At 28.3% G+C, this 24,107-nt stretch carries 27 protein-coding genes and 1 tRNA gene; 15 read left to right on the plus strand and 13 right to left on the minus strand.

The annotated features are described in order from the left end of the window. Nucleotides 1-27 precede the first annotated feature (27 nt). Nucleotides 28-561, minus strand: coding sequence for an inorganic diphosphatase (locus ABJG40_RS09270; RefSeq protein ID WP_348024311.1), 534 nt, complete (start codon nucleotides 559-561; stop codon nucleotides 28-30). A 172-nt stretch (nucleotides 562-733) separates the two neighbouring features. Further along, nucleotides 734-1,711 (minus strand): pyruvate dehydrogenase complex E1 component subunit beta, encoded by a 978-nt coding sequence (locus ABJG40_RS09275; protein ID WP_348024312.1) that lies wholly within the window; start codon nucleotides 1,709-1,711, stop codon nucleotides 734-736. Between the two features lie 351 nt (nucleotides 1,712-2,062). Here ABJG40_RS09275 and ABJG40_RS09280 point away from each other — a divergent pair, with 351 nt between their 5' ends. From ABJG40_RS09280 to ABJG40_RS09305, 6 genes are all read left to right on the plus strand, one after another. Then, entirely contained in the window at nucleotides 2,063-2,983 is a 921-nt protein-coding gene (locus tag ABJG40_RS09280) for a hypothetical protein (protein WP_348024313.1), read from the plus strand. Between the two features lie 261 nt (nucleotides 2,984-3,244). Next, nucleotides 3,245-3,991, plus strand: a complete 747-nt coding sequence (locus ABJG40_RS09285) for an electron transfer flavoprotein subunit beta/FixA family protein (RefSeq protein WP_348024314.1) — start codon at nucleotides 3,245-3,247, stop codon at nucleotides 3,989-3,991. A gap of 100 nt (nucleotides 3,992-4,091) precedes the next feature. Then, nucleotides 4,092-5,048 carry an electron transfer flavoprotein subunit alpha/FixB family protein gene (locus tag ABJG40_RS09290; RefSeq protein WP_348024315.1) on the plus strand — a complete coding sequence of 319 codons (957 nt, stop codon included), beginning with the start codon at nucleotides 4,092-4,094 and terminating at the stop codon, nucleotides 5,046-5,048. 340 nt (nucleotides 5,049-5,388) lie between these two features. Further along, complete coding sequence (locus ABJG40_RS09295; protein WP_348024316.1) at nucleotides 5,389-6,000, plus strand: bifunctional nuclease family protein; 612 nt, start codon at nucleotides 5,389-5,391, stop codon at nucleotides 5,998-6,000. A gap of 17 nt (nucleotides 6,001-6,017) precedes the next feature. Continuing rightward, on the plus strand, nucleotides 6,018-7,421 hold the full coding sequence (locus ABJG40_RS09300) for a nucleoside transporter C-terminal domain-containing protein (protein WP_348024317.1): 1,404 nt from the start codon (nucleotides 6,018-6,020) through the stop codon (nucleotides 7,419-7,421). A gap of 113 nt (nucleotides 7,422-7,534) precedes the next feature. Then, entirely contained in the window at nucleotides 7,535-8,359 is an 825-nt protein-coding gene (locus ABJG40_RS09305; RefSeq protein WP_348024318.1) for a thymidylate synthase, read from the plus strand. A gap of 64 nt (nucleotides 8,360-8,423) precedes the next feature. Here the strand turns inward: ABJG40_RS09305 and ABJG40_RS09310 are convergent, their stop codons facing one another. Continuing rightward, nucleotides 8,424-8,720, minus strand: coding sequence for an isoamylase early set domain-containing protein (locus ABJG40_RS09310; protein WP_348024319.1), 297 nt, complete (start codon nucleotides 8,718-8,720; stop codon nucleotides 8,424-8,426). 288 nt (nucleotides 8,721-9,008) lie between these two features. Between ABJG40_RS09310 and ABJG40_RS09315 the strand changes: the two genes are divergently transcribed. After that, the gene (locus ABJG40_RS09315) at nucleotides 9,009-9,503 is read left to right on the plus strand and encodes a dihydrofolate reductase (RefSeq protein ID WP_348024320.1); all 495 of its coding nucleotides are present in this window, start codon (nucleotides 9,009-9,011) and stop codon (nucleotides 9,501-9,503) included. Here ABJG40_RS09315 and ABJG40_RS09320 read toward each other — a convergent pair. Then, nucleotides 9,496-9,927 carry a DUF6146 family protein gene (locus tag ABJG40_RS09320; protein ID WP_348024321.1) on the minus strand — a complete coding sequence of 144 codons (432 nt, stop codon included), beginning with the start codon at nucleotides 9,925-9,927 and terminating at the stop codon, nucleotides 9,496-9,498. The genes ABJG40_RS09315 and ABJG40_RS09320 overlap by 8 nt on opposite strands. A gap of 98 nt (nucleotides 9,928-10,025) precedes the next feature. Here ABJG40_RS09320 and ABJG40_RS09325 point away from each other — a divergent pair, with 98 nt between their 5' ends. Both ABJG40_RS09325 and ABJG40_RS09330 read left to right on the plus strand, forming a co-directional pair. After that, nucleotides 10,026-10,583: a DNA-3-methyladenine glycosylase I gene (locus ABJG40_RS09325; RefSeq protein WP_348024322.1), complete on the plus strand. Its 558-nt coding sequence runs from the start codon at nucleotides 10,026-10,028 to the stop codon at nucleotides 10,581-10,583. Then, a complete protein-coding gene (locus tag ABJG40_RS09330) occupies nucleotides 10,583-11,329 on the plus strand; it encodes a hypothetical protein (protein ID WP_348024323.1) in 747 nt (248 codons plus the stop codon). Before ABJG40_RS09325 ends, ABJG40_RS09330 begins: the two co-directional genes overlap by 1 nt. 26 nt (nucleotides 11,330-11,355) lie before the next feature. On the opposite strand, the gene ABJG40_RS09335 is transcribed toward ABJG40_RS09330, so the two are convergent. After that, entirely contained in the window at nucleotides 11,356-11,562 is a 207-nt protein-coding gene (locus tag ABJG40_RS09335) for a hypothetical protein (protein ID WP_348024324.1), read from the minus strand. A gap of 180 nt (nucleotides 11,563-11,742) precedes the next feature. On the opposite strand from ABJG40_RS09335, the gene ABJG40_RS09340 reads away from it, so the two are divergent. Next, nucleotides 11,743-12,129 (plus strand): nucleoside triphosphate pyrophosphohydrolase family protein, encoded by a 387-nt coding sequence (locus tag ABJG40_RS09340; protein WP_348024325.1) that lies wholly within the window; start codon nucleotides 11,743-11,745, stop codon nucleotides 12,127-12,129. Nucleotides 12,130-12,139: 10 nt separating this feature from the next. On the opposite strand, the gene ABJG40_RS09345 is transcribed toward ABJG40_RS09340, so the two are convergent. After that, nucleotides 12,140-12,625: an ABC transporter ATPase gene (locus tag ABJG40_RS09345; protein ID WP_348024326.1), complete on the minus strand. Its 486-nt coding sequence runs from the start codon at nucleotides 12,623-12,625 to the stop codon at nucleotides 12,140-12,142. Nucleotides 12,626-12,714: 89 nt separating this feature from the next. Beyond that, nucleotides 12,715-13,326: a thioredoxin family protein gene (locus ABJG40_RS09350; protein WP_348024327.1), complete on the minus strand. Its 612-nt coding sequence runs from the start codon at nucleotides 13,324-13,326 to the stop codon at nucleotides 12,715-12,717. A gap of 211 nt (nucleotides 13,327-13,537) precedes the next feature. Here ABJG40_RS09350 and ABJG40_RS09355 point away from each other — a divergent pair, with 211 nt between their 5' ends. Continuing rightward, complete coding sequence (locus ABJG40_RS09355; RefSeq protein WP_348024328.1) at nucleotides 13,538-14,122, plus strand: hypothetical protein; 585 nt, start codon at nucleotides 13,538-13,540, stop codon at nucleotides 14,120-14,122. A 19-nt stretch (nucleotides 14,123-14,141) separates the two neighbouring features. Beyond that, the gene (locus ABJG40_RS09360) at nucleotides 14,142-14,663 is read left to right on the plus strand and encodes a nuclear transport factor 2 family protein (protein ID WP_348024329.1); all 522 of its coding nucleotides are present in this window, start codon (nucleotides 14,142-14,144) and stop codon (nucleotides 14,661-14,663) included. Nucleotides 14,664-14,797: 134 nt separating this feature from the next. On the opposite strand, the gene ABJG40_RS09365 is transcribed toward ABJG40_RS09360, so the two are convergent. From ABJG40_RS09365 to ABJG40_RS09385, 5 genes are all read right to left on the minus strand, one after another. Continuing rightward, a complete protein-coding gene (locus ABJG40_RS09365) occupies nucleotides 14,798-15,271 on the minus strand; it encodes a regulatory protein RecX (RefSeq protein ID WP_348024330.1) in 474 nt (157 codons plus the stop codon). A gap of 75 nt (nucleotides 15,272-15,346) precedes the next feature. Beyond that, a complete protein-coding gene (locus ABJG40_RS09370; RefSeq protein WP_348024331.1) occupies nucleotides 15,347-18,832 on the minus strand; it encodes an efflux RND transporter permease subunit in 3,486 nt (1,161 codons plus the stop codon). Nucleotides 18,833-18,843: 11 nt separating this feature from the next. Then, nucleotides 18,844-20,016: an efflux RND transporter periplasmic adaptor subunit gene (locus ABJG40_RS09375; RefSeq protein WP_348024332.1), complete on the minus strand. Its 1,173-nt coding sequence runs from the start codon at nucleotides 20,014-20,016 to the stop codon at nucleotides 18,844-18,846. A 10-nt stretch (nucleotides 20,017-20,026) separates the two neighbouring features. After that, on the minus strand, nucleotides 20,027-21,370 hold the full coding sequence (locus ABJG40_RS09380) for a TolC family protein (protein ID WP_348024333.1): 1,344 nt from the start codon (nucleotides 21,368-21,370) through the stop codon (nucleotides 20,027-20,029). Between the two features lie 7 nt (nucleotides 21,371-21,377). Beyond that, nucleotides 21,378-21,977 carry a TetR/AcrR family transcriptional regulator gene (locus ABJG40_RS09385; protein ID WP_348024334.1) on the minus strand — a complete coding sequence of 200 codons (600 nt, stop codon included), beginning with the start codon at nucleotides 21,975-21,977 and terminating at the stop codon, nucleotides 21,378-21,380. An 85-nt stretch (nucleotides 21,978-22,062) separates the two neighbouring features. Here ABJG40_RS09385 and ABJG40_RS09390 point away from each other — a divergent pair, with 85 nt between their 5' ends. The 3 genes from ABJG40_RS09390 to ABJG40_RS09400 all read left to right on the plus strand — a co-directional run bounded on the left by ABJG40_RS09390 (nucleotide 22,063) and on the right by ABJG40_RS09400 (nucleotide 23,485). Beyond that, nucleotides 22,063-23,076 (plus strand): polyprenyl synthetase family protein, encoded by a 1,014-nt coding sequence (locus ABJG40_RS09390; RefSeq protein WP_348024335.1) that lies wholly within the window; start codon nucleotides 22,063-22,065, stop codon nucleotides 23,074-23,076. Between the two features lie 64 nt (nucleotides 23,077-23,140). Next, nucleotides 23,141-23,214: transfer RNA gene (locus tag ABJG40_RS09395), tRNA-Ile, on the plus strand. 91 nt (nucleotides 23,215-23,305) lie between these two features. Then, nucleotides 23,306-23,485, plus strand: coding sequence for a hypothetical protein (locus ABJG40_RS09400; RefSeq protein WP_348024336.1), 180 nt, complete (start codon nucleotides 23,306-23,308; stop codon nucleotides 23,483-23,485). Here ABJG40_RS09400 and ABJG40_RS09405 read toward each other — a convergent pair. Continuing rightward, on the minus strand, nucleotides 23,475-24,059 hold the full coding sequence (locus ABJG40_RS09405) for a riboflavin synthase (protein WP_348024337.1): 585 nt from the start codon (nucleotides 24,057-24,059) through the stop codon (nucleotides 23,475-23,477). The two genes, ABJG40_RS09400 and ABJG40_RS09405, sit on opposite strands and share 11 nt — an antisense overlap. Nucleotides 24,060-24,107: the final 48 nt, after the last annotated feature.

A 24,107-nucleotide genomic window follows, 5' to 3' on the forward strand; every position in this document is an offset into this window, starting at 1 on the left:
TTTCAGCACCGTTATTTTATTAATCTTTTAAATTGTAAAAGTTCTTTTTTTCTTGTGTTCGCTGTCATCATAACGTTTAACACATTCATTGTATATTTTAATTGCAGCAGCAGCATTTCCCCAGCCACCAGTATCAACTTTTTTCTTTTCTAAGTCTTTATAAACTTGAAAGAAGTGTTCAATTTCTTTTAATCTGTGTGGGTTTAGATCTGAAATATCCATTTTATTACTCCAAATAGGATCAGAAACAGGAACACAAATAACTTTTTCATCTGGCCCTTTTTCATCCGTCATATAAAACACACCAATTGGTCTTACTTCCATTACAACCATTGGGTAGGTAGGTTGATGACCTAATACAAGTACATCTAAAGGATCTTGATCTAATGCTAATGTTTCTGGTATAAAACCATAATCACCTGGATACATCATTGAAGAAAATAGCATTCTATCAAATCTAATTTTATGAAGTGCGAAATCATACTCATACTTATTTCTACTTCCTTTAGGAATTTCAATAAGTACATCAAAAGTTACTTGTTTTTTTTGTTCTTTACTCATTTGTCTTCTAAATTACATTAATATAGATAGTAAAAATAATGAATAAATAGATTTTTTAGGTCCTTTTAAGCGATAAATTACGCAATGGTTTTCGGTTAATTTATTTAAATTATTTGCATAAAAAAAGCCTTTTTCTTAAGAAAAAGGCTTGTGTATTGGTGTTTTTGTTGAATTAAACGTATAAGACTTCTTTTACGGCTTTTACTACATCTGTGTGATTTGGAATCCAAGTCTCTAATAAGACAGGAGAATATGGTGCAGGGGTGTCTGCAGTAGTAATTCTCTTAATAGGAGCATCTAAATGGTCAAATGCCTCATTTTGAACTCTATAAGTGATTTCAGAAGATACACTTGCAAATGGCCATGCTTCTTCTAAAATAACTAATCTGTTTGTTTTTTTAACTGATTCTATAATTGCAGCATGATCCATAGGACGAACTGTTCTTAAATCTATAATTTCTATAGAAATTCCTTCTTTTTCTAATTCTTCTGCAGCTTTGTAAGCTTCTTTAATAATTTTTCCAAAAGAAACTACTGTTACATCTGTACCAACTCTTTTTATATCTGCAACTCCAATAGGGATAATATATTCTCCTTCTGGAACTTCCATTTTATCACCATACATTTGTTCAGATTCCATAAAAATTACTGGATCATCATCTCTAATGGCAGCTTTTAATAAACCTTTTGCATCATAAGGATTAGAAGGTACAATTACTTTTAAACCTGGAGTGTTAGCAAACCAGTTTTCAAATGCTTGTGAGTGAGTAGCTCCTAATTGTCCTGCAGATGCTGTTGGTCCTCTAAAAACAATAGGACAGTTAAATTGTCCACCAGACATTTGTCTGATTTTTGCAGCATTATTAATAATCTGATCAATTCCAACTAAAGAGAAGTTAAATGTCATATACTCTACAATTGGTCTATTACCATTCATTGCAGAACCAACTGCAACTCCTGCAAAACCAAGTTCAGCAATAGGTGTATCAATAACACGTTTAGCACCAAACTCATCTAACATACCTTTAGATGCTTTGTATGCACCATTATATTCTGCAACTTCTTCACCCATTAAATAAATGCTTTCATCTCTGCGCATTTCTTCACTCATAGCTTCACAAATTGCCTCTCTGAATTGAATTGTTTTCATTTAGTATAAAATTGTAATTAGTTTTTTTCTATTTACAAAAGTAAGCAATTATGTGTAAAATAAATGTACTTTTATAGCAAAAAAAAACAAGTTTATATTTTGCATAAATCTCTATTTTTTAATCTAAAAGATAAGGTGTTTTTAATCTTACTTTTTCTAATAAATTCTCTATTTGTTTTTAAGTACTCTATAAGACTAACAGAAAGTTTAAGTAATATTGCATTGTTAAGTTATTCCTTTTTATTTGTTGGCGTTTTTTTTACTTATTTTAAACTTAAAGATTTTTTAAATAGGATTAGAAATTTTAAATTTTTATTATTTGTATTTTCTTTTTTGATATTTATTATCTTTATGTTTGTTAATATAAAAGTAGATGGATTGTCTTTAAACACAGACAGGTGGTCTGCTTTAGAGGTTTTAATAAAAAGTATTTTAGAAATTAAATATCCTTACGCAGTTTTAGATCATTTAGATAATACAACGTCTAATTTACCGGGCTTATTTTATATTGGTTTGCCATTTTATTTATTGGGTGATGTAGGTTTTTTACAACCATTTACATTTCTTTTTTTGTCATTATTTATCATTCAATCAAATATTAAAAACGATCAAAAAGTATTTGTTTTTTTATTGATATTAATTTCTCCAGCTTTTTATTGGGAGATAATTGCAAAAAGCGATTTGATGAGTAATTGTATTTTGTTACTTATTTTTATTTCTTTTTGGCAGAGAAAATTTACAAATGGACTTTTTAAGAAAAAAGGATTTCTAGCAATTTTAGTTGCCTTATTTTGTTTAACAAGAGGTATTGTAGTAATACCATTAGCTATCTTTTTATTTGCTCCGTTTGTTAAAATATCCTTAGAAAGAAAAGCTTTTTTTCTACTTTATTTCTTATTTTTTGTAATTCTTATTTCTTTACCAATTTTACTATCCTTACCTAGTTTAGATTTCATGATTGAACATAATCCTTTCAATCATCAAACAAGGTATGCTCCAATGAATCTAATTGTTATATCAATATTAATTCCGTTTTTTCTGTCTTTTAAAGTTAAGAAGTCTAGTGATATTTTTATGTTTTCAACCTATGTTTTTGGTGGTTTAATGTTAGTTACTTTTGTTTTAAATGTTATAGAAGAAGGCTTTTACAATAATATTTTTGGAAATTTATTTGATATTACTTATATCTCTATGATATTGCCTTTTATATTTTTTTACTTTTTAGAAAACTTTGTAAATACTGAAAAGGATTTAAAAATTTCTACAACTTAGTAAGAATAAGTTTTCAATAAAATCTACTCACTTTGCTTAAATAATTCATTTTTACTTATCTGATTATTTTTTTTAAGTTTAAAATTAATAATAATTTTATTTTCACTGTAAAGAACAGTCTTTTTTTATTTTTTTTAAAATAAATACCACCTTGTTTTATAAATTATTTAAAAGTCGTCAAAAAAATACTATGCACGCATAGTATTTTTGAAAAAAAAAATGTAATTTCGCCAAGAACAACAGAATAAAAAATAGAATTTTATGAAAATATTGGTTTGTATTAGTCACGTTCCTGATACCACATCAAAGATTAATTTTACAGAAGATGATACAAAGTTTGATACAAATGGAGTTCAGTTTGTAATAAATCCTTTTGATGAATTTTGCTTAACCAGAGCAATGTGGTTTAAAGAAAAACAAGGAGCATCTGTAACAGTTGTAAATGTTGGTGGTGCAGAAACAGAGCCAACATTAAGAAAAGCATTAGCAATAGGTGCAGATAATGCTATTCGTGTAAATGTAAGTCCTACTGATGGACTTCAAGTAGCAAGAGAATTAGCAGCAGTTGTTAAAAATGGCGAATATGATTTAGTTTTAGCAGGAAAAGAATCTGCAGACTATAATGGTCAAATGGTTCCAGGAATGTTAGCAACTTTAACCGATTTTAATTTTATAAATGGATGTGTAGGTATAGAGGTTGATGGAACAAATGTTACAGCTTCTAGAGAAATTGATGGAGGTAGTGAAACTTTAACTACAAATTTACCTTTAGTTATAGGAGGTCAAAAAGGAGTTGTAGAAGAAAAAGATTTACGTATACCAAATATGCGTGGAATTATGATGGCACGTAAAAAACCTTTACAAGTTGTAGAACCTTTAGAAGGAGATGCGTTTACAAGTATTCAATCATTTGAAAAACCAGCACCAAAGGGAGCAGTTAAATTAATAGATGCAGACAATATAGATGAGCTTATTAGCTTATTACATAATGAAGCAAAAGTGATATAAAAAAGAGTGAGTGTTTAAGCGTTTAATTGTGTAACCATTAAAGTTACCATCCAACAATTATACGATTAAACAAATAAACGATTAAACAAAATTATAAAATATGTCTGTTTTAGTTTTTGCCGATTCATCGGAAGGGAAATTTAAGAAATCTGCTTTTGAAGTAGTTTCATATGGAAAAAAAGTTGCAGAACAATTAGGTACTAATGTTGTTGCATTATCTATAAACGTTAGTGATTCATCAGAACTATATACTTATGGTGCAGAAAAAGTGATTTCAGTTTCTAACGATTCTTTAAAAACATTTAATGCAAAGCAATATGCTGCAATTGTTACAGAAGTAGCAAAAGCAGAAAATATTACAGTAGTTATCATAGATTCTAGTATAGATGGTTTGTATTTAGCACCAATATTGGCTGTAAATTTAGAAGCAGGGTATGTCTCTAATGTAGTTGATGCGCCATCAAGTACAAGCCCATTTACAGTAAAAAGAAAAGCGTTTTCTAACAAAGCATTTTCAAATACAGTAATTTCTACAGAAAATAAAGTTATTGGATTGGCTAAAAATTCTTATGGAATTCATGAAAATCCAGTTGCAGGAAATACAGAATCTTTTGATGCTACAATAGTAGAAACGTTAGTGAAATCAGAAAAAGTAGAAAGAGTTACAGGTAAGGTTACCATTGCAGATGCAGATATTGTTGTTTCTGCAGGTAGAGGTTTAAAAGGACCAGAAAACTGGGGAATGATAGAAGAGTTAGCAGATGTTTTAGGGGCAGCAACAGCTTGTTCTAAGCCAGTTTCTGATTTAGGTTGGCGTCCTCATGGAGAACATGTAGGTCAAACAGGTAAGCCAGTTGCTTCTAATTTATACATAGCTATTGGTATTTCTGGTGCAATTCAGCATTTAGCAGGTATTAATGCATCAAAAGTAAAAGTGGTTATCAATACAGATGCAGAAGCACCTTTCTTTAAGGCAGCAGATTATGGTATTGTAGGTGATGCTTTTGAGGTTGTACCCAAATTAATAGAAAAGTTAAAAGCATTTAAAGCTTCATAATTTTTTTGGGCGTGCCCAAATTATTAAAAAAGAGATATTAAAAGACCTATCAAATAATAAAAGTTTGATAGGTTTTTTTATAAGCTTAATACAAAGCTTCATAATTTGGTCTGGCTTTACGCACTCGCTTTTTATTTTTTTTCATTTCAATTAAAAAAATAAAAGAGCTCAAACAAACGCTTCAATCCTTCACGCTAGGGTAATAAATAATAATCAGTATATTTTTATAGAATAATAAGTTTTTAAGCTTTTATTTTTATTAAATTGTGCTCTCTAAAAAAATTAAAAAAAAAGCAATTTTAGAAGTTGTTTTTCTTTTTAGTTTTATCTAAAAAGATTTATGAGTTTAATACAACTAACTATAAAAGGTATTTCTTACAGCCAAACCCAAAGTGGAGCTTATGCTTTGGTTTTAAGTGAGATGGATGGTTCAAGAACATTGCCAATTATTATTGGAGCATTTGAAGCACAATCTATAGCCATAGCTCTAGAAACAGAAATTAGACCACCAAGGCCACTTACACACGATTTGTTTAAAACATTTTCAGACCGTTTTTTAATTACCGTTAAAGAAGTAATCATCCATAAATTGGTAGATGGTGTTTTCTTTTCTAGCTTAATTTGTGAAAGAGATGGAGTAGAAGAGGTAATAGATACTAGAACATCAGATGCTATTGCAATTGCCGTTCGTTTCCAAGCACCTATTTATACCTATGAAAATATTTTAGAAAAAGCGGGTGTTTTTCTAAAAATAGAAGAAGAATTAGGTATTAAAGACCCTGCAGAAAAAGAAGAAGATTCTATAGATTTAGAAAGTTTAGAAATAAAAAAAGAACCTTCTTTTTCAGATCTGTCTTTAACAGAACTACACAATAAATTAAACAATGCAGTTACTGATGAAAACTATGAGTTGGCTGCAAAAATTAGAGACGAAATAAGTAAACGCTCTTAATATTATACTACTAGATTATGAAAAAAATACTTACCATAGTTTTTTGTTTATTATCAATTTCAATTTTTTCTCAAAATACAGAAACTACTACAATTGTTTCAGAAATTTTACCAAGTAAAGGGTTTTCTTTTGGTAGTCTCTGGAGAGGGGTTTTAGGTATGTTTTCTTTAATTGTTATAGCTTTTTTATTTAGTGCAAACAAAAAAGCAATCGATTGGAAAAAAGTTGGTATTGGTTTATCTCTTCAATTATTAATAGCTATTGGAGTTTTAAAAGTAGAATTTATCCAAGCAATTTTTGAATTTATTGGAGGTATTTTTATAGAAATATTAGAATACACTAAAGCGGGTAGTGAGTTTTTGTTTGCAGGTATGGTTGGTGATATGAACAAATTTGGATACATATTTGCTTTTCAGGTTTTACCCACAATTATTTTCTTTTCTGCATTAACATCACTTTTATTCTATTTGGGGATAATTCAAAAGATTGTAAAAATTTTAGCAATAGTGTTGTCAAAATTTTTAGGCATTTCTGGTATGGAAAGTCTTTCTGTAGCTGGTAATATCTTTTTAGGACAAACTGAAGCTCCGCTATTAATAAAAGCTTATTTAGAAAAAATGAATAAGTCAGAAATGTTACTTGTTATGATTGGTGGTATGGCTACTGTAGCAGGAGCAGTATTAGCGGCATACATAGGTTTTTTAGGTGGAGGAGACAAAGCTTTAGAGTTGGTTTTTGCAAAACATTTATTAGCAGCATCTGTTATGGCTGCACCTGGAGCCATAGTAATTTCAAAAATATTATATCCACAAACAGAAAAAGTAAATACAGATGTTACAGTTTCTCAAGAGAAAATAGGTTCTAATATTTTAGATGCTATTGCAAATGGTACAACAGAAGGCTTACGTTTAGCTGTAAATGTAGGAGCAATGTTGTTAGTTTTTGTTGCAGTGATTGCAATGTTAAACGGAATTTTAGGTTGGGTAGGAGATATAACTACCTTAAACGAAATGATTTCAACCAATTCTTCATATAAATCTTTATCATTAGAATTTCTTTTAGGTTCTATTTTTGCTCCTCTAATGTGGTTAATAGGTGTGCCAACTGAAGATATGACAATGATGGGGCAATTATTAGGGATAAAATTAGCGGCAAGTGAATTTGTTGGCTATATTCAATTAGCAGAACTAAAAAACGTAGCAAATGCTACTCATTTAACGTTTAATAAATCTGTAATTATGGCAACTTATATGTTGTGTGGTTTTGCCAATTTTGCTTCTATAGGAATTCAAATTGGAGGTATTGGTTCTTTAGCACCAGGGCAAAGAAAAGTATTGTCAGAGTTTGGTATGAAAGCGTTAATTGGAGGTACAATTGCATCTTTAATGTCAGCTACTATTGCTGGTATGATTATAGGATAAAAAACAATAATGATTGTCAAAAAAAAGTTGATAACTTTATAATATAAATTTTAGCTTCAATCTAAAAAGATTGAAGCTTTTTTTATTTTAGTTGCTACTTAAAAAGAAAGAATATGAAGCAGTATCATGACTTAGTAAAACATGTTTTAGAAAACGGAAACAAAAAAGGAGATAGAACAGGAACAGGTACAAAAAGTGTTTTTGGCTATCAAATGCGCTTTGATTTAAGTGAAGGTTTTCCTATGGTAACTACAAAAAAATTGCATTTAAAATCTATTATATACGAATTGCTTTGGTTTATAAAAGGTGATACAAATATTAAATATTTACAAGAAAACGGAGTTAAAATTTGGAATTCTTGGGCAGATGAAAACGGAGATTTAGGTCCTGTTTATGGGCACCAATGGCGAAATTGGAATAGTGATGAAGTAGATCAATTAAAAGAAGTAATACATTCTTTAAAGAACAATCCTAATTCAAGAAGAATGTTAATTTCTGCTTGGAATCCTTCTGTTTTGCCAGACACATCTATTTCTTTTTCAGAAAATGTTGCAAACGGTAAAGCAGCATTACCTCCTTGTCATGCATTTTTTCAGTTTTATGTTGCAGATGGTAAATTATCGTGTCAATTGTATCAAAGAAGTGCAGATATATTTTTAGGAGTTCCTTTTAACATTGCTTCTTATGCATTATTTACAATGATGATAGCGCAAGTTTGTGGTTATGAAGCAGGAGAATTTATTCATACTTTTGGAGATGCTCATATCTATAATAATCATATAGAACAATTAGAACTACAGTTATCTAGAGAAATTAGACCACTTCCAAAAATGAAAATTAACCCAAAAGTAAACAATATTTTAAATTTTACTTTTGAAGATTTTGAGTTACAAGATTACAATCCTCATCCTCATATTAAAGGAGCAGTTGCAGTATAAAAGTAAAACCAAAAGAGCTTTCTATTTAATTAAAAGCTCTTTTGGTTTTACCATAATTTTAATATTATAAACTTAATAGGCAGTTTTCTGTACCTGCATAATCATTCCAAGCTAATCCATCAGCTTCTAATTCATTCACATAAGTACCATCTACTAAGTATCTAAATTCATAAGAACTACCAGCTTCTAAATCTACAGTTCCTTTAAAAGAACCGTTTTTTAATTTCTTTAAAGGCGTTGCTTTTTCATTCCACTCATTAAAGCTTCCTACAACTGCTACTTTTTTTGCTTCTTCAGCTGGTACAGTAAAAGTTACCTTACAAACTGGTTTGCTTTTTAAAAATTGTTTTTTAATTGCCATAATTATTATTTTCAAATTTTATGTAAAATTATAGAAGAATAATTATATGACAAACAATGTTTTAGAAGAATTTTAAAGAATTATCAGTTTAATAAAATGCCTCTATGAATTATTAATAATTCAAAAAAAAAGGAGTCTAAATTGATGTTAGTGTAAAAAAAGTGAAGTTTTATTATTGCTTGATTTTCAGTGAATTTAATTGTTAAACCTATACATAAAATTATTAATTATGATAAAAACGTTAATTCTTGTTAGAATTATTTTAATTTTGTTAAAAATAGAGATTCTATGATTACAATTATTGCGGCAATTGCAAAGAATAATGCTTTAGGAAAAGACAATGATTTAATTTGGCATTTACCTGCAGATTTAAAGAGATTTAAAAAAGTAACTTCTGGACATCATATTTTAATGGGTAGAAACACTTTTGAATCTATAGGGAAACCATTGCCAAATAGAACTACTATTATTATTACAAGAAATAAAAATTATTTTAAAGAAGGTTGTTTAATTGCACATAGTATAGAAGAGGCAATTAATTTAGTAGAAAACGATGCTACTATTTTTATAATTGGTGGTGCTCAAGTATACAAAGAAACCTTAAAGAAAAATTTAGCAGATCAATTAGATATTACATTAGTACATCAAGAATTTGATGCAGATGCTTTTTTTCCAGAAATAGATTTAAATCTTTGGGAAGAAATAAATAGAGAAGATTTTATTGCAGATGAAAAAAATAAATTTGATTATAGTTTTATAAGATATTCAAAGAAAACTATCTAATTCTTGCAGAAAAACCACCTCCTAATTTCATTTTATATTTTTGTTGAGCAAATAAAAAATAATTAAAAAGTTTATAGTTTACCTCATATCCATAATCAATCGTAGATTGGTAGTCAATATTGTTTTCATAAATATTTGGATTAAATTGATTTGGATTTCTAAATCTATTATTCCATTCTAAAACCCAAACTCTATTTCTTGCTTCTAAATAGTTCTGAGAATAATAACCTTCTGGTTGAGCCACTGAATTTAAAAAAGATGTAAAACCAAGATCTATAATAATAATTTGATACTCTAAACTATCGTTTGCAATTACAACTGGTGCTTCTTTTTCTATTATCGAATTTTTTATTGGTGATGAACCGCAAGCATAGATAAATAAACCAAAAGAAATTAATAACAGAAGTTGTTTTAAAAGTTTCATAATCAATAGTTTTAATATTAGTAAAGTTGCAAAAAATATTTCAAAAATGGTTGATTTTTAATTCTTTTAACATTATTTTTCCAACTTAAAATATAAAGATGAAACCAAGATGCTTTTGGGTTACAGATAGTGATTTGTATAAAGAATATCATGATAATGAATGGGGAACACCTGTTTATGATGATGCTACTTTGTTCGAGTTTTTAGTGTTAGAAACTTTTCAAGCAGGATTAAGTTGGATAACCATTTTAAATAAAAGAGAAAATTTTAGAATAGCGTTTGATAATTTCGATTACAAAAGAATCGCAACATATTCAGAAGCTAAATATGAATCATTATTACAAGATGTAGGTATTATTAGAAATAAATTAAAAATTAAAAGTGCCATTACAAATGCCCAATTATTTATGGAGATTCAAAAAGAGTTTGGTTCTTTTTCTAATTTTATTTGGGGTTATGTAAATGGCAACCCAATTTTAAATAAATTTGATAAAAGAGAAGAGGTTCCTGCAACAACAGCATTGTCAGATAAAATATCTAAAGACTTAAAAAAAAGAGGGTTTAAATTTGTTGGCTCTACAGTTATATATGCATATATGCAAGCGGTTGGTATGGTAAATGATCATACAACAAATTGTTTTAAATATTCTAATTAATGAAAATATTAAGTGTTCCAAAAGAAGATTTAAATAAGATAATATCTGTTTTTAATAGAGAAATAGGAAGGTTTGTGTTTTTTGTTTTTGTCCTTTTTTTTGATAGTATTTACTTCTCTAAAAATGTAACAAATTCACAAATATTAATTAATATTTTAATGTTAGCTGGGTTTTTTAAAATGTACTTTAGGTCTACACCAAGAGTTAAAGAACTAATGATTTATGCAGTAATATTAGGTTTTTTTGGAGAACATTTGTTTTCTAGAGTTTTAGGTATGTATACTTATAGATTAGAAAACGTACCACTGTACGTACCAATAGGTCATGCAGCATTATATGGTAGAATTTTTATGTTTAGTAAGTCTTCTGTGGTAAGAAAACACCATAAAGCTGTAGAACAGCTTTTTGCAATTTCTATCATCTTATTTTCAACCATATATCTCGTTTTTTTTAAGGATATTTTTGGGTTTGTAATGACAGGATTCGTTTTTCTGTTACTTTGGAAAAGACCAAAAGATAGATTGTTTTTTTATGCAATGTATATTTTAGTAGCTATTTTAGAAATAGGTGGTACAGCATTTGGTTGTTGGAAATGGCCAAATACCGCTTTTGGAGTTTTTAGTTTTTTGCCAAGTAACAATCCACCAAGTGGAATAAGTTTGTTTTATTTTTTATTAGATGTAAGTTGTTTTTTTATATATACTCAGCGTCATAAAATTGCTTGGTCTAGATTTAAAAAAATATAAGTTTATAAGGTAACATTTTAACGGTATTAATTACCAAACAAAAAACGTATAGCTACAAAAACAACAATAACTATAGTTCCATAAATTAAAACCTTTTTTCCTGCACCTTTATAATAACGGTTATGACTTTTAATGTCTTTTCTGTAGCTGTAAACCATTAATGCAACAAAAGCAAGAACAAATAAAAGCATAAAAATGATTCTTCCTGTTGTAAAATAAGCACCTAAAAACATAATATATATTCTTTATAAGTTATGAATTAATAGCAAATTATAAAACTTTATTCTTCAAAAAGTTTCTATATTGTCTATTTAAAATCAATAAAAAATTAATTTTTCAAAATTACAAATTAAATGATGAACGCCATCGTTTTTAGAATAACTTCTAATATTTATTAATGTAAAAATAAATCAATGAAAAATAAAATAGCAGCAGTAACAGAATTTCATACAGCTTTTAAGCTAAACATAAATCAAGAGCCTATTGCCCATATAGGAGAAAACAGAAATCTACTTCGTTATAAATTAATGAGAGAAGAAAATGAAGAGTATTTAGATGCAGCAAATAATAATGATTTAGTTGAGGTTGCAGATGCTTTAGGTGATATGTTATATATATTATGTGGCACAATTATAGAACATGGAATGCAAGATAAAATTGAAGAGGTTTTTAATGAAATTCAGCGAAGTAATATGAGTAAATTAGGTAAAGATGGCAAACCTATTTATAGAGAAGATGGTAAAGTTTTAAAAGGGCCTAATTATTTTAAACCAAATATTGCAGAAATTTTAGAGAAATAAAAAGTGAGATTTATTTTATAAATCTACTATACCAACTATCTTCTATAGGAACTTCCCAATAATTTTCGAAATCTATTTTAGAGGTAATTAGGTTGTCAAAAATAATGCTCTTAGCAGTAAGAGCTTTGTTTTTAAGTAGTTTTTTAAAATCTTTTAACTCTTTATATTGTACAAATTCACCTTGTTTAAAACAAACATTCATTTTGTCTAATAATTCAACATCATAATCTTGTTGAAGTTTTAAAATAAAAGAAACAGAAATATCAATATCTTTATTTGTTAATGGAGTATTTTCATCATCAGCAAAAAGAATAATAAATCTATTATAGAGAAATTTGTAAGATGCTTTAAAGTTTTGATCATCAGATTTCCAGTTTTCTATAAAGGTTTTAATTTTACTTTCTACTCCTTCAATTTCATTGGCATAAAATTTTCTACTAGAAGGGTAAATCCAAACTTTAGCATTTTCAGGAATTAAAGAGTACGCTGTAAACATTAGATAAATTTTTCGATGCAAATATACAGAAAAGAAAAACCGCAAATTAATTTATTAATTTGCGGTTTTTAAATATATAATCCCTTTTATTAAACTTCTTTTGATTCAAAACTTTTAACTAGTTTTACAAAATCTTGTTGTAAACTTTGCCCTTTGTTTTTATTGTACCAAACTTGTAAATCTTGTTTAAATTGAGCGTCTAATACACCATGTATTGTTTTATAGTCTGCAACCATTTTTGTAGCAATACTAGGTCTAGGCCCCCAAGTGTTAATTACATTATTGTCTTTATCTAAAGCAATTAATTTAGGAATCGATTTTCCGCCATTAGTTAAAAATAAGTTCATTAAATCGTCATTTTCATCTCTTAAAACAATTTTAAAATTAATAAGAGTATTTAATGTTGCAATTTTATTAATAACAGGTAGGTTTTGTGCAGCATCTCCACACCAACCTTCTGCAATTACTAACCAAGTTTGTGGTTCAGTAATAGAATTAATAACAGTTGCAGTTTCATCAGAAATTTTAATAGTTTTATCCAATCGTTTCATTCTTCTATCATTTAACAAACTGTAACCAGTTAATGCTTCAGATTGTATATGACCTGTAGATTTGTTTTCTGTTAATAATTGACCAACTAAATCTCTAAATTCTTGATATGTTAATGAGTTTTTTAAACTCTTATTAATGATTTCTTTCATCTCAAATTATTTTAAACAAAGGTATTTTTATTGATTAAATAAGCTTGTAACTTTTGTTACAGATAACAATTATTTTTTAATCAAATATATAGACGAAAAAAAGTTAAAAACTTACAAACTTATTTTGCTAGCAGTACAATTGTTACAATTTTCTTAAATACATAAATGATGCTCTTAAAATGTGTATTTTTACAATTCATAATACAAAGTCTTGAAACATATAATTTACATTTTTCTAGTTGCTGTTTTATTTTCTTGCGGAAATAAAACGAAAGATAATCAAACTACATTTCATCCAAAACCAGAACTTAGTAAAGCCATAGAGCATACTCGTATAGAAAATGTAAATGCAATTAATAAAAAAGAAATAGAAAATTGGCAAGATTTAAAAACCGTAACTTCATTTCTTAAGAAATTCGAAAAAGTATCTCCTAATGAAGCTATGAGTAATGCTTTAGAATTAAGAGATTTAGTAGCAAGTTTAAAAGACAATGAAATTCCGGAGATTTTTGATTCACCCTCATTTCATGCAAGAGTAAATGTATTGTATAATGAAACTTTAAGATTAGCAGATATAACATTAATACCAGCAATTACAGCAGAAGAAGTAAATGCTCAAATTAATAAAACAATAACTGCTTTTTCCTCTGTAAATTCAAAAATAAACACAGTTCTGTCTAAAAAAAGATTTGAAGAAGCTTTAGATGTTAATGTAGATTTTATTGGAATAGATACTACAAAAATGGATAGTATTTCTATAAAAACAATCAATTCAAAAAAAAAAAAGAACAATTAAATAGAAAAAGAAATTAAAAATGAAAAATTATTTATTCATCTTAGTTTTTACAGTTTTATTTTTAAGTTGTAAATCTAAAGTAAAAATAGATAAGGTTGAGTCAATACCTACTATAAAAGAAAATGTAAATTTGGTTTTAGATGATTGGCATTTAGCTGCATCAGAAGCAAATTATCAAGGTTATTTTGGTAAAATGGATAGTATTTCTGTGTTTATTGGCACAGATGCTACAGAAAATTGGACAAAAACTCAATTCGAAAGTTTTAGTAAACCTTATTTTGATAAAGGAAAAGCTTGGAGTTTTACAGCTTTAGAAAGAAATGTTTACGTTAACGATGCAAGAAATTTTGTGTGGTTTGATGAGTTGTTAGATACTTGGATGGGCACTTGTAGAGGTTCTGGCGTTTTAGAAAAAAAGAATAATTCTTGGTTAATAAAACACTATGTTTTGTCTGTGCAAATTCCTAATGATGATATACAAGCAGTAATACAAGCAAAGAAAAAAAGCGATTCAATATTTTTATCAAGATTTAATAAATAGTATAAGAAGCTGTTTCCTGCTTTCGTTACTCGCTTTTTTCGTTCCTCAAAAGAGCTCAAACAAACCACTCAATCAGGGCTAAGCTTGTTTGTAAACACTTTTGCTTCTTCAGTTTTATTATTTATAAATACAAATTAATTAACAGTTTCATTAACAGTCTTATAAATCAAATTAGGTTCATATCCTTTTCTCATTAAAAAGTCAATCAATTTTTTCTTTCGCTTATAAATGTTAGGTTCAGAAATTACATTGTTTCTATTTTCTGTAATCCTGTAAATTGTTTTTAAATACTCATCTTCATCAATTTCTTTTAGAGCTTTTTTTATATTGTAAGCAGAAATATCTTTAAACTTTAACTCTCTAACAATGCGTTGTTTTCCCCAACTTTTTATTCTAAATTTTCCACGGGCAAAACTTTTAGCAAAACGCTCTTCATTTAAAAAATTATCTTTCATTAGATCTAAAAGAATCATTTCTTTCGCTTCCGGAATTAAAACAAATTCCTTCATCTTTTGTTCTACTTCTTTATGGCATCTATCTTGATAAACACAATATTGCTCTAATTTGCGTTTAATTTCATCAACAGTAAAAGATTTTTTTGTTTTCATTATTTTCGAAAATACAAAAAGGGATGAAACTATATTAATTTCATCCCTTTTTTATAAAATATAATTGTTTCTATTTTATGCAGCTACTTCTTTTTTAGTTGTTTTATTTCTTAACCACATTTTAAATTGTGTAATTAAATAGAAGAAAATTGGCACAACAATTAAAGTTAAAAATGTAGCAATCAGTAAACCATAAATAACTGTCCATGCTAATGGTCCCCAGAAAACAACATTATCTCCTCCAAAATATATATTTGGATTGAATTCTGTAAACATAGTAAAGAAGTTAATGTTTAGGCCAATAGCTAAAGGGATTAAACCAAGAATTGTTGTGATTGCTGTTAACAAAACAGGTCTTAAACGAGCTCTACCAGCTTTAACTATTGCATCAAATAAAAGTTCTTTACTTAAATATTCATCTTCTTCTAAGCCTAATTCTCCTTTCTTTCTGTCTATTAATAATTGAGCATAATCTAATAATACCACTCCATTATTAACAACAATACCTGCAAGAGAAATAATTCCCATCATTGTCATCATAATAACAAATGCATTTCCAGAAATAACGAGTCCTCCAAATACGCCAATAAAACTTAAGAAAATGGCTAACATTATAATTCCTGGTTTAGAAACGGAGTTAAACTGGAATATCAAAATAAAGAAAATTAAAGCTAATCCTGTAAAAAATGCTCCAACCAAAAATAACATTTGTTTGTTTTGTTCTTCAATCTGACCAGTGTAATCAATTTTAATTCCTTTTGGTAAATCTTTAAAATTTTTCATTTCATTCTGAATTTTACCAACAACAGCACCTGCATCTGTTTCTCCTGGAGACAAAGCAGAGTACACAGTAACAACTCTCTTTACGGCTTTATGTTTAATAGCGCTAAAACCAGATTTGTTTTTCTGTGTAGCAACTGTAGAAACAGGTATTTCTTTTATTTTACCAGAAGCCATGTCTCTAAAAATGATATTCTGATTAAAAATAGCACTTTTATTATACCTGTCTTCTTTATTAAATCGAACGTAAATGTCGTAATCTTCACCATTTTCTTTATAAACTCCAGCCTTGTTTCCAAAAATAGAAGCTCTTAATTGTTGTCCTACTTGACCAGTACTTACACCTAATTCTCCAGCTTTTTTTCTATCAACTAAAACTTCCATACCAGGTTTGTCTCTATTTACATCAATCTTTAATTCATCAATACCAGAAATGCTTTTTGTATTGATAAAATCTCGCATTCTTTGAGCTGTGTGAATCAATTCTGCATAATCATCTCCAGTAATTTCAATGTTAATTGGAGACCCAGCAGGTGGTCCATTAGCATCTTTTTCAACAGAAATTAAAACTCCAGGATAAATACCAACTAAAGCTGTTTGTACTTTTTGGCGCATTAATTCACTGTCTAAACCTCTTCTATATTTGTATTCTCGCATAGAGGCTGTAATTTTACCTTTATGAGGCATTTCTGCAGCAGAACCTCCGTCTGTTTGTGGGTTTCCTGCTCCTTCACCAACTTGAGAAACTAAACTTTCTACCATAAAGTTATAGTCTCCATCCATGTATTCATCACTATATAAAACACTTTCTACTTTTGCTTCAATTTGTTTTGTGATAGTGTTTGTTTTTTGGATATCTGTACCTTCAGGATATTCAATGTAAACAATAATTTGGTTTGGTTTGTTGTCTGGGAAAAACTCAACTTTTGTTCTTTGAGTTCCTAAAGACCATCCAAAAGCCATAAAAGAACCAATTAATAAAACAAAAGTTAGCACAACTAATGCGTATGGTGTTTTACCTGTTAAAGCATTTTTTAAACGTGTTTCATACCAACTTTCTAGTTTTGGTAATACTTTATTTTGAAAACTATTTGCCCATCCTCTTAAAAATAATCTATATATCCAAAGCATGATAGCTGTAAATATCATTAAAGTACCTAAAGCACTATATGCTCCTCCTGTTAATAAAACTATAACTCCAAAAACTGTCATTACACTTGTAAGAATTGCAATTTTTTTAATTGGCATATCTACATCTTCTACGCTCATAAACTGAGAGACTAAAACGGAGTTAAAGAAAATGGCAACTAATAGAGAAGAGCCTAATACAGTAGATAAAGTAATTGGTAATAACACCATAAAATCACCCATAACTCCTGGCCAAAGCCCTAAAGGGATAAAAGCAGCAACAGTTGTAGCTGTAGAAATTATAATAGGAAAAGCAATTTCACTAATTCCTTTTTTAGCAGCTTCAATTCTGCTCATTCCTTCTTCATCCATTAAACGATACACGTTTTCTACAACTACAATTCCGTTATCAACTAACATTCCTAATCCCATAATTAATCCAAAAAGAATCATGGTATTCATTGTGTAACCTAATAAGTTTAAAATCATTAAAGACATAAACATAGACATTGGTATTGCAAAACCAACAAAGACTGCATTTTTAAAACCTAAGAAAAACATTAAGACAGTTACTACTAAGAAAACTCCAAAAATAATGTTGTTTACTAAGTCATCTACCTGACCAATAGTTTTAGAAGATTGATCGTTTGTAATAGTAACTTTTAGATCTTTTGGAAAGTGGTTGGTTATTGCTTCATCTACAATTACTTGTATTTGTTCTGATGCTGCAACCATGTTTTCTCCTGCTCTTTTTTTAACATCTAACATTACAACAGGTTTACCTCTTTCTCTAGCAAAAGTTGTTTTGTCTTTATCTTTAAAAGATACTGTAGCAACATCTTTTAAATAAATAGGATTGTTAAACTCAGATTTAATAACAAAATCTTCTAAAGCTTTTGGTTTTTCTATTTCACCAATAATTCTAACAGTTCTTCTTTGTCCACTTGTAATAAAATTACCTGCAGACATAGTTACGTTTCCGTTACTAATGGCAGTGGTAATGTCGTTAAAACTAACTTTTGCAGCCATCATTTTATAAATGTCTACAGCAACTTCTACTTCTTTTTCTTGAGCACCTCTAATATCTGCTTTTTTAATTTCAGACAAATCTTCAATTTCATCTTGTAGATATTCTCCAAATTCTTTAAGCTTATATATTGGGTAATCTCCAGAAATATTAATGTTTAAGATTGGCATTTCTTCAGACATACTTAAATCGAAAACATTTGGTTCTATTTTAGCACCGTTAAATGTTGGCCAATCTTCACTTGCTGTTTCAGTAGATAACTCGTCTTTAATCTTTTGTTTTGCAAGTTCTACAGTAATGTTCTCATCAAACTCAACAATTACCATAGAGTAATCTTCTTGTGATGTTGAGGTAACTTCTACAACATTACTAATAGTTTTTACTTTATCTTCAATAGGGTCTGTAATTAGTTTCTCTATATCTTCTGCAGTATTACCAGGAAAAGGGGTGCTAATATAGATTTTTGTTTCTTTTACTTCTGGGAAATTTTCTCTTGCCATACTTAGATAAGCAGAAATACCATAGAAAAATAATACAGCCATTATTACGTAAATGGTTGTTTTATTATGAATTGCCCAGGCAGATAATTTAAATTCCTTATCTACTTGTTTTTTTTGTTTTGTCATCTCTAATTTTTTTATTTATTGATAACTTTTACAGTCTGTCCGTTGTTAACGCTACGCGCACCTTCTTTAATAATTTCTGTTCCAACAGGTAGATTTTCTAAAACTTCAATAAAATTTCCTTGTGTTTTACCAGTAATAATAACTACTCTTTCTGCTATAGCTTCATTATTAGAGTTCTTGTTTTTAATTGCATAAACAAACTGTTCTCCATTTGCGTTTTCAGAAATTATACTTTGAGGAATTAAAATTGCACTCTTATCTGTGTAATCGTTTATTTGAAGTTTTGCAGTTAAGTTAGGTTTTATATTGCCGCTTTTATTTGCAACAGGTACCTCAATTTTAAATGATCTATTATTAGGGTTGATAAAACTACCCACTTGTCTAATTTTACTGTTTACAGAAGTTCCAAGTACAGGAAACTCAATAGTTACTTCTTTGTTTTTAGTAATACTGGTAATATATCTTTCAGGCACTTCTGCTTCTAAATACATGTTTTTAAGGTTTACTATTCTAAAAATTTCAGAACCTTGTCCTGGAGCAATTACTGTTCCTGTCTCTTTCATAACATCATCTATAACACCAGAAAAAGGAGCTCTTATTGATGCTTTAGCTTGTTGACTTTTAAGTTGTTTAAGTGTGTTTTTTTGAGCTTCGTAACTAGTTTTAGTTTGTAAAAATTGTATTTCAGATCCAATTTTTTGTTCCCATAAACGTTTTTGACGCTCGTAAGTTGTTTTGGCTAATTGTGTTGTAGCTTCTAACTGAGCGACTTGATTGCTTAAGCCACCATCATCAATTGTTGCCAATAATTGTCCTTTAGATACCTGTTGTCCTTCTTTTACAAGAACACGTTTTAAAATTCCTGGCATCTCAGGGTAAATTAAAATATTTTGCTTTGTTTTTACACTTCCTTGAATTTCTAAATAATGTTTAAAAACTTCTTCTTTTGCTGTTATTGTTGTTATTAATGGAAGTTTTTTAATAGTGTCTTTTTTAGAAATAGCGTTATTTATGATCTCTAGTTCTGTTGTAATTGTGTTTAATTTAGCTGTTATTTCTTGCTTTTTAGCAGTTAATTCTTTTAATGTTCCTGTAGAGACTAAATCTTCTACAGAAGTTGTTTTTTTCTCTCCACAAGAAATTAAAACAAGGGTAATTACTAATAGTAAATATATTTTTTTCATGCTTGGTTTATTATTTGATTGGTAGGTTTAATGCGTTTTCTAAGGTTGCTTTTTTAGCAATTACATCTAACATAGATTGGATGTAATTTTGTTGTTGCGAGTAAAGTTGGTTTTGTGCTTGTAATAAATCGAAGCTAGAAGAAATTCCTTCAAAGAATTTAATACGTTGTTTCTTTTCTATTCTTTCTGCTAAACCAATATTTTTCTTTGCTGTATTATAGTTTTCTATACTTAATTGATATTCGCTTCTTGCTTTTTCTGCAAGAAGATTTAAACGTTGTTCTGTTTCTTTAAGTCTAATATCTGCAGTTTCTAAAGCTATTTTTGCTTGTGCAGTTTTAGAGCTTCTACCTAAACTACTAAAAAGAGGAATATTTAGGCTAACGCCTAATAAAGAAGAATTATACCAACTTTGATCGCTTTTAAAAAAAGAAAAAGTTTCTGAATATGCTTGAGTTCCATAGTTTACAAAAGCAGATAAAGTAGGCAATGCTTTACTTTGTTCAAGTTTCATTAACAAACGTTTAGATTCTCTATCGTTTTCTGCTATTTTAAAATCTATATGATTATTAAAGTTAAAATTTTTAGAAACTAAATTTAAGTTAATGTTGTTTTCTACTAAAGAGTCTAAAGAGTCAGTTAATTTAAGTTTAGTTTCAATAGGGTTTCCTAAAGAAAGATTTAACATCTTATAAGCAATGTCTTTCATTCTTTTTATACTATTTAGCTGACTTTTTAAATTGCCTAATGTAATCTCTAATTGCTCTATGTCTTCTTCTTCATTAAACCCGTTCTCATAGATTTTTTTAGCATCATTTAAATTTTTTTCAAGAATTTTTATATTTCCTTCTAAAATAGTAATACTATTTTCTGAAACTAAAACATTGCCATAAGCGTTTATAACAGCTTCTCTTGTTATAAGTTCTGTTTTTTCATTTGCTTGTTTAGAAATCTTTAGATAAGTTCTAGAAGCTTGTAAGCCTACTAGGTAAGAGCCATCAAAAAGTAACTGTTTTAAGGTAACAGAAGCATTTATGTTTTGTTTTGTGCTAAATGTTACTGGTATAAATGTACCTGGAGTGCCACCCGTTATTTCTGCGGGTAATAAAGAAACCTGTTGTTTTAACCAGTTTTGATAATCTATTATACCATTAATTTGAGGTAAACCTATAGAGGTTGTTTCCCATACTTTTTTGTTTGCAGTTAAAATGTCATTTTTAGATGCTTTAGTGTTGTAACTATTCTTAATAGCAAAATCTATTGCTTCTTTTAAAGATAAGTTTATTGTTTTCTCTTGTGCCTTTGTTGTCAAGAAAAAACAGGTACTTATGCATGCCATAATTATTTTTTTCATGTGGTTTTTATTTCAGTTTTAATTGGTTTTCTAATTGTTTTAATCCCTTTTCTGTACAAATTGCTCGTAAATGGTAATCTAGGTAATAATTCATTAATGTATTCATTGAATAATCATTTAAAGGAAATAGATCTTTGTCTTTAATAGACATTATTCCAGAGAAATAGATGCGTGAAATAAATGTAACATCAATATTTTCTCTATATAAACCTTGCTGAATACCGTCATTTAAATTTTCTATGACACAAACTTGCATTATATCAAATTGCTTTTTGCTTATTGAGGCATATATTTTGGGGTAATATTTTTGTAATTGATATTGAGGCGAAGATTTTTCGTCTTTTAAATTAGATATAATTAGTCTTTTAATATCAAAAACCTCTTCTATAGGATTTTTTTTCAATGCACAAATACTGTCAATTCCTGTGCAAATTGAACTAAACATAAGATTTGTTACTTCGGCTACAAGTTCTGTTTTGTTTTTAAAATATTTATAAATTGTCTTTTTTGATACACCTAAAGAACTAGCAATTTCATCCATAGTAACGCTCTTAAACCCTAGGTTTAAAAACATTTGTTGCGCTTTTTCTAATATTTTATCTTTCATAATACATTTGCAAATATAACTACGGAAACTTTAGAAACAAAAAAAGTTTCCAAAGTTTTAATGATTTTTTAACATTTCTATTTAAATGAATAATTTCTTTACGTTATTTTTACAAAAAATTATAGATTTGGATATTTTACATTATCAGAAAGATTTCATAGATTTTTTAGAATCTAAAAAATGGGTTAATGAACCTAGAAATCTATATGAACCTATTGATTATATTATAAAGCTAGGAGGTAAAAGAATGCGCCCTATTTTAACTTTAATGGCTGCAGATATTTTTTCTGGAGGATATGAAAAAGCAATGCCAGCAGCTTTGGCTGTTGAAGTTTTTCATAATTTTACATTAATTCATGATGATATCATGGATGATGCTCCTTTAAGAAGGGGTAAAGAAACGGTTCATGAAAAATGGGATATTAATACAGGTATACTTTCTGGAGATGCCATGTTAATTTTAGCATATCAATATTTCGAAAATTACGAGCCTAAAGTATTTCAGAAATTAGCACAACTTTTTAGTAAAACAGCTTTAGAAGTTTGTGATGGACAGCAATTAGATGTAGATTTTGAAACGAGAAATGATGTAACAATAAATGAATATATTAATATGATTCGTTTAAAAACATCTGTTTTAGTAGCGGCAGCGTTAAAAATGGGGGCTATTGTGGCTGAAACAAGTGATGAAAACGCAAGTTTAATTTATAACTTTGGACTTAACCTAGGGTTAGCGTTTCAATTACAAGACGATTATTTAGATGCTTTTGGAGACCCTAAGACATTTGGAAAACAAATAGGGGGTGATATTATCGAAAATAAAAAGACTTTTCTTTATTTGAAAGCATTAGAAGTTGCAAATAAGGTTGATAGCGAAAAGTTAAAATATTTTTTCAACCAAAAGCTTCAAGACAATTCACTTAAAATAACTGAGGTTAAAAGAATCTTTGAGTTAAATGATATTCCTTTATTAATTAAAGACGAAATAGAAATTTATACAGAGAAGGCATTCAGCACTTTATCTTGTATGAATATTTCTCAAGAAAGCAAAGATGGGTTAAAGAAATTCGGACTTTGGTTAATGAATAGAAGTGTGTAAATTTTTTTTTTAAAAAATGTATTAAATATATAAAAATATACAGTACATTTGCAGCCAAATAATTGGTCCCATAGCTCAGTTGGTTAGAGCATCTGACTCATAATCAGAGGGTCCTTGGTTCGAGCCCAAGTGGGACCACATTAGTTTATAGATATTAGATATAAAATTCTTATATTTGTCAGCTAATAGTACATATGTAATTTCAAAATTTTAATCTGGGGGGATAAAAATGAGAGAAAAAAAATATTTAGCATTACTTATAATGCTTTTAATTACTTGCGTAGCTAGTGGTCAGATTGTACCACCATCTATACCACCACCACCACCACCTGGTTTGCCTATTGATAGTGGTTTAATTTTCTTAATTATTTCTGGTGTTTTATATGGTTTGAGGAAGACTAAAAACTAGTTAATCTACTTACATACTTGCCAATTACATCAAATTCTAAGTTTACAATATCTTCTAATTTAATATATTTAAAAGTTGTATTTTCTAGTGTGTAAGGTATTATCGCTACACTAAATTCATTTTCTTTAGAATTAACAACAGTTAAACTTACACCATTAATTGTAATAGAACCTTTTTCTATTGTTATATTTTTATTAGATGAATCATAATTAAATGTAAAAACAGTGCTTCCATTTTCTTTTTTAATATTGATGCATTTTCCAATCTGATCAACATGCCCTTGTACAATGTGTCCATCTAATCTGTCTCCTAATTTCATACCTCTTTCTAAATTTACAAAGTCATTTATAGATAGGTTACCAATATTAGTTTTGTTTAAAGTCTCTTTTATAGCAGTAACAGTATATTCTTTGTTATCTATGTTTACAACAGTTAAGCAAACACCATTATGAGCAACACTTTGATCTATTTTTAATTCATTAGTAAAATTACTTTTAATAGTTAAGTGTAAATTATCTTGCTCTTTAGTAATATTTGTGATTGTGCCAAGTGTTTCTATAATTCCGGTAAACATATCTGTAAAATTTAGTTACTTTTGTAATATTCAAAAATAGGAATAATA

Source organism: Polaribacter sp., assembly GCF_039939415.1.
Lineage (GTDB): Bacteria > Bacteroidota > Bacteroidia > Flavobacteriales > Flavobacteriaceae > Polaribacter.

Bases quoted from the DNA above. Each gene is read 5' to 3' on its own strand.
- ABJG40_RS09290 (WP_348024315.1), top strand. From the start codon at position 4,092: ATGTCTGTTTTAGTTTTTGCCGATTCATCGGAAGGGAAATTTAAGAAA.
- ABJG40_RS09280 (WP_348024313.1), top strand. From the start codon at position 2,063: ATGTTTGTTAATATAAAAGTAGATGGATTGTCTTTAAACACAGACAGG.
- ABJG40_RS09335 (WP_348024324.1), bottom strand. From the start codon at position 11,562: ATGTTTTTAGGTGCTTATTTTACAACAGGAAGAATCATTTTTATGCTT.
- ABJG40_RS09310 (WP_348024319.1), bottom strand. From the start codon at position 8,720: ATGGCAATTAAAAAACAATTTTTAAAAAGCAAACCAGTTTGTAAGGTA.
- ABJG40_RS09300 (WP_348024317.1), top strand. From the start codon at position 6,018: ATGAAAAAAATACTTACCATAGTTTTTTGTTTATTATCAATTTCAATT.
- ABJG40_RS09360 (WP_348024329.1), top strand. From the start codon at position 14,142: ATGAAAAATTATTTATTCATCTTAGTTTTTACAGTTTTATTTTTAAGT.
- ABJG40_RS09375 (WP_348024332.1), bottom strand. From the start codon at position 20,016: ATGAAAAAAATATATTTACTATTAGTAATTACCCTTGTTTTAATTTCT.
- ABJG40_RS09340 (WP_348024325.1), top strand. From the start codon at position 11,743: ATGAAAAATAAAATAGCAGCAGTAACAGAATTTCATACAGCTTTTAAG.
- ABJG40_RS09350 (WP_348024327.1), bottom strand. From the start codon at position 13,326: ATGAAAGAAATCATTAATAAGAGTTTAAAAAACTCATTAACATATCAA.
- ABJG40_RS09270 (WP_348024311.1), bottom strand. From the start codon at position 561: ATGAGTAAAGAACAAAAAAAACAAGTAACTTTTGATGTACTTATTGAA.
- ABJG40_RS09315 (WP_348024320.1), top strand. From the start codon at position 9,009: ATGATTACAATTATTGCGGCAATTGCAAAGAATAATGCTTTAGGAAAA.
- ABJG40_RS09275 (WP_348024312.1), bottom strand. From the start codon at position 1,711: ATGAAAACAATTCAATTCAGAGAGGCAATTTGTGAAGCTATGAGTGAA.
- ABJG40_RS09370 (WP_348024331.1), bottom strand. From the start codon at position 18,832: ATGACAAAACAAAAAAAACAAGTAGATAAGGAATTTAAATTATCTGCC.
- ABJG40_RS09385 (WP_348024334.1), bottom strand. From the start codon at position 21,977: ATGAAAGATAAAATATTAGAAAAAGCGCAACAAATGTTTTTAAACCTA.
- ABJG40_RS09285 (WP_348024314.1), top strand. From the start codon at position 3,245: ATGAAAATATTGGTTTGTATTAGTCACGTTCCTGATACCACATCAAAG.
- ABJG40_RS09330 (WP_348024323.1), top strand. From the start codon at position 10,583: ATGAAAATATTAAGTGTTCCAAAAGAAGATTTAAATAAGATAATATCT.
- ABJG40_RS09295 (WP_348024316.1), top strand. From the start codon at position 5,389: ATGAGTTTAATACAACTAACTATAAAAGGTATTTCTTACAGCCAAACC.
- ABJG40_RS09320 (WP_348024321.1), bottom strand. From the start codon at position 9,927: ATGAAACTTTTAAAACAACTTCTGTTATTAATTTCTTTTGGTTTATTT.
- ABJG40_RS09305 (WP_348024318.1), top strand. From the start codon at position 7,535: ATGAAGCAGTATCATGACTTAGTAAAACATGTTTTAGAAAACGGAAAC.
- ABJG40_RS09345 (WP_348024326.1), bottom strand. From the start codon at position 12,625: ATGTTTACAGCGTACTCTTTAATTCCTGAAAATGCTAAAGTTTGGATT.
- ABJG40_RS09325 (WP_348024322.1), top strand. From the start codon at position 10,026: ATGAAACCAAGATGCTTTTGGGTTACAGATAGTGATTTGTATAAAGAA.
- ABJG40_RS09380 (WP_348024333.1), bottom strand. From the start codon at position 21,370: ATGAAAAAAATAATTATGGCATGCATAAGTACCTGTTTTTTCTTGACA.
- ABJG40_RS09400 (WP_348024336.1), top strand. From the start codon at position 23,306: ATGAGAGAAAAAAAATATTTAGCATTACTTATAATGCTTTTAATTACT.
- ABJG40_RS09365 (WP_348024330.1), bottom strand. From the start codon at position 15,271: ATGAAAACAAAAAAATCTTTTACTGTTGATGAAATTAAACGCAAATTA.
- ABJG40_RS09390 (WP_348024335.1), top strand. From the start codon at position 22,063: ATGAATAATTTCTTTACGTTATTTTTACAAAAAATTATAGATTTGGAT.
- ABJG40_RS09405 (WP_348024337.1), bottom strand. From the start codon at position 24,059: ATGTTTACCGGAATTATAGAAACACTTGGCACAATCACAAATATTACT.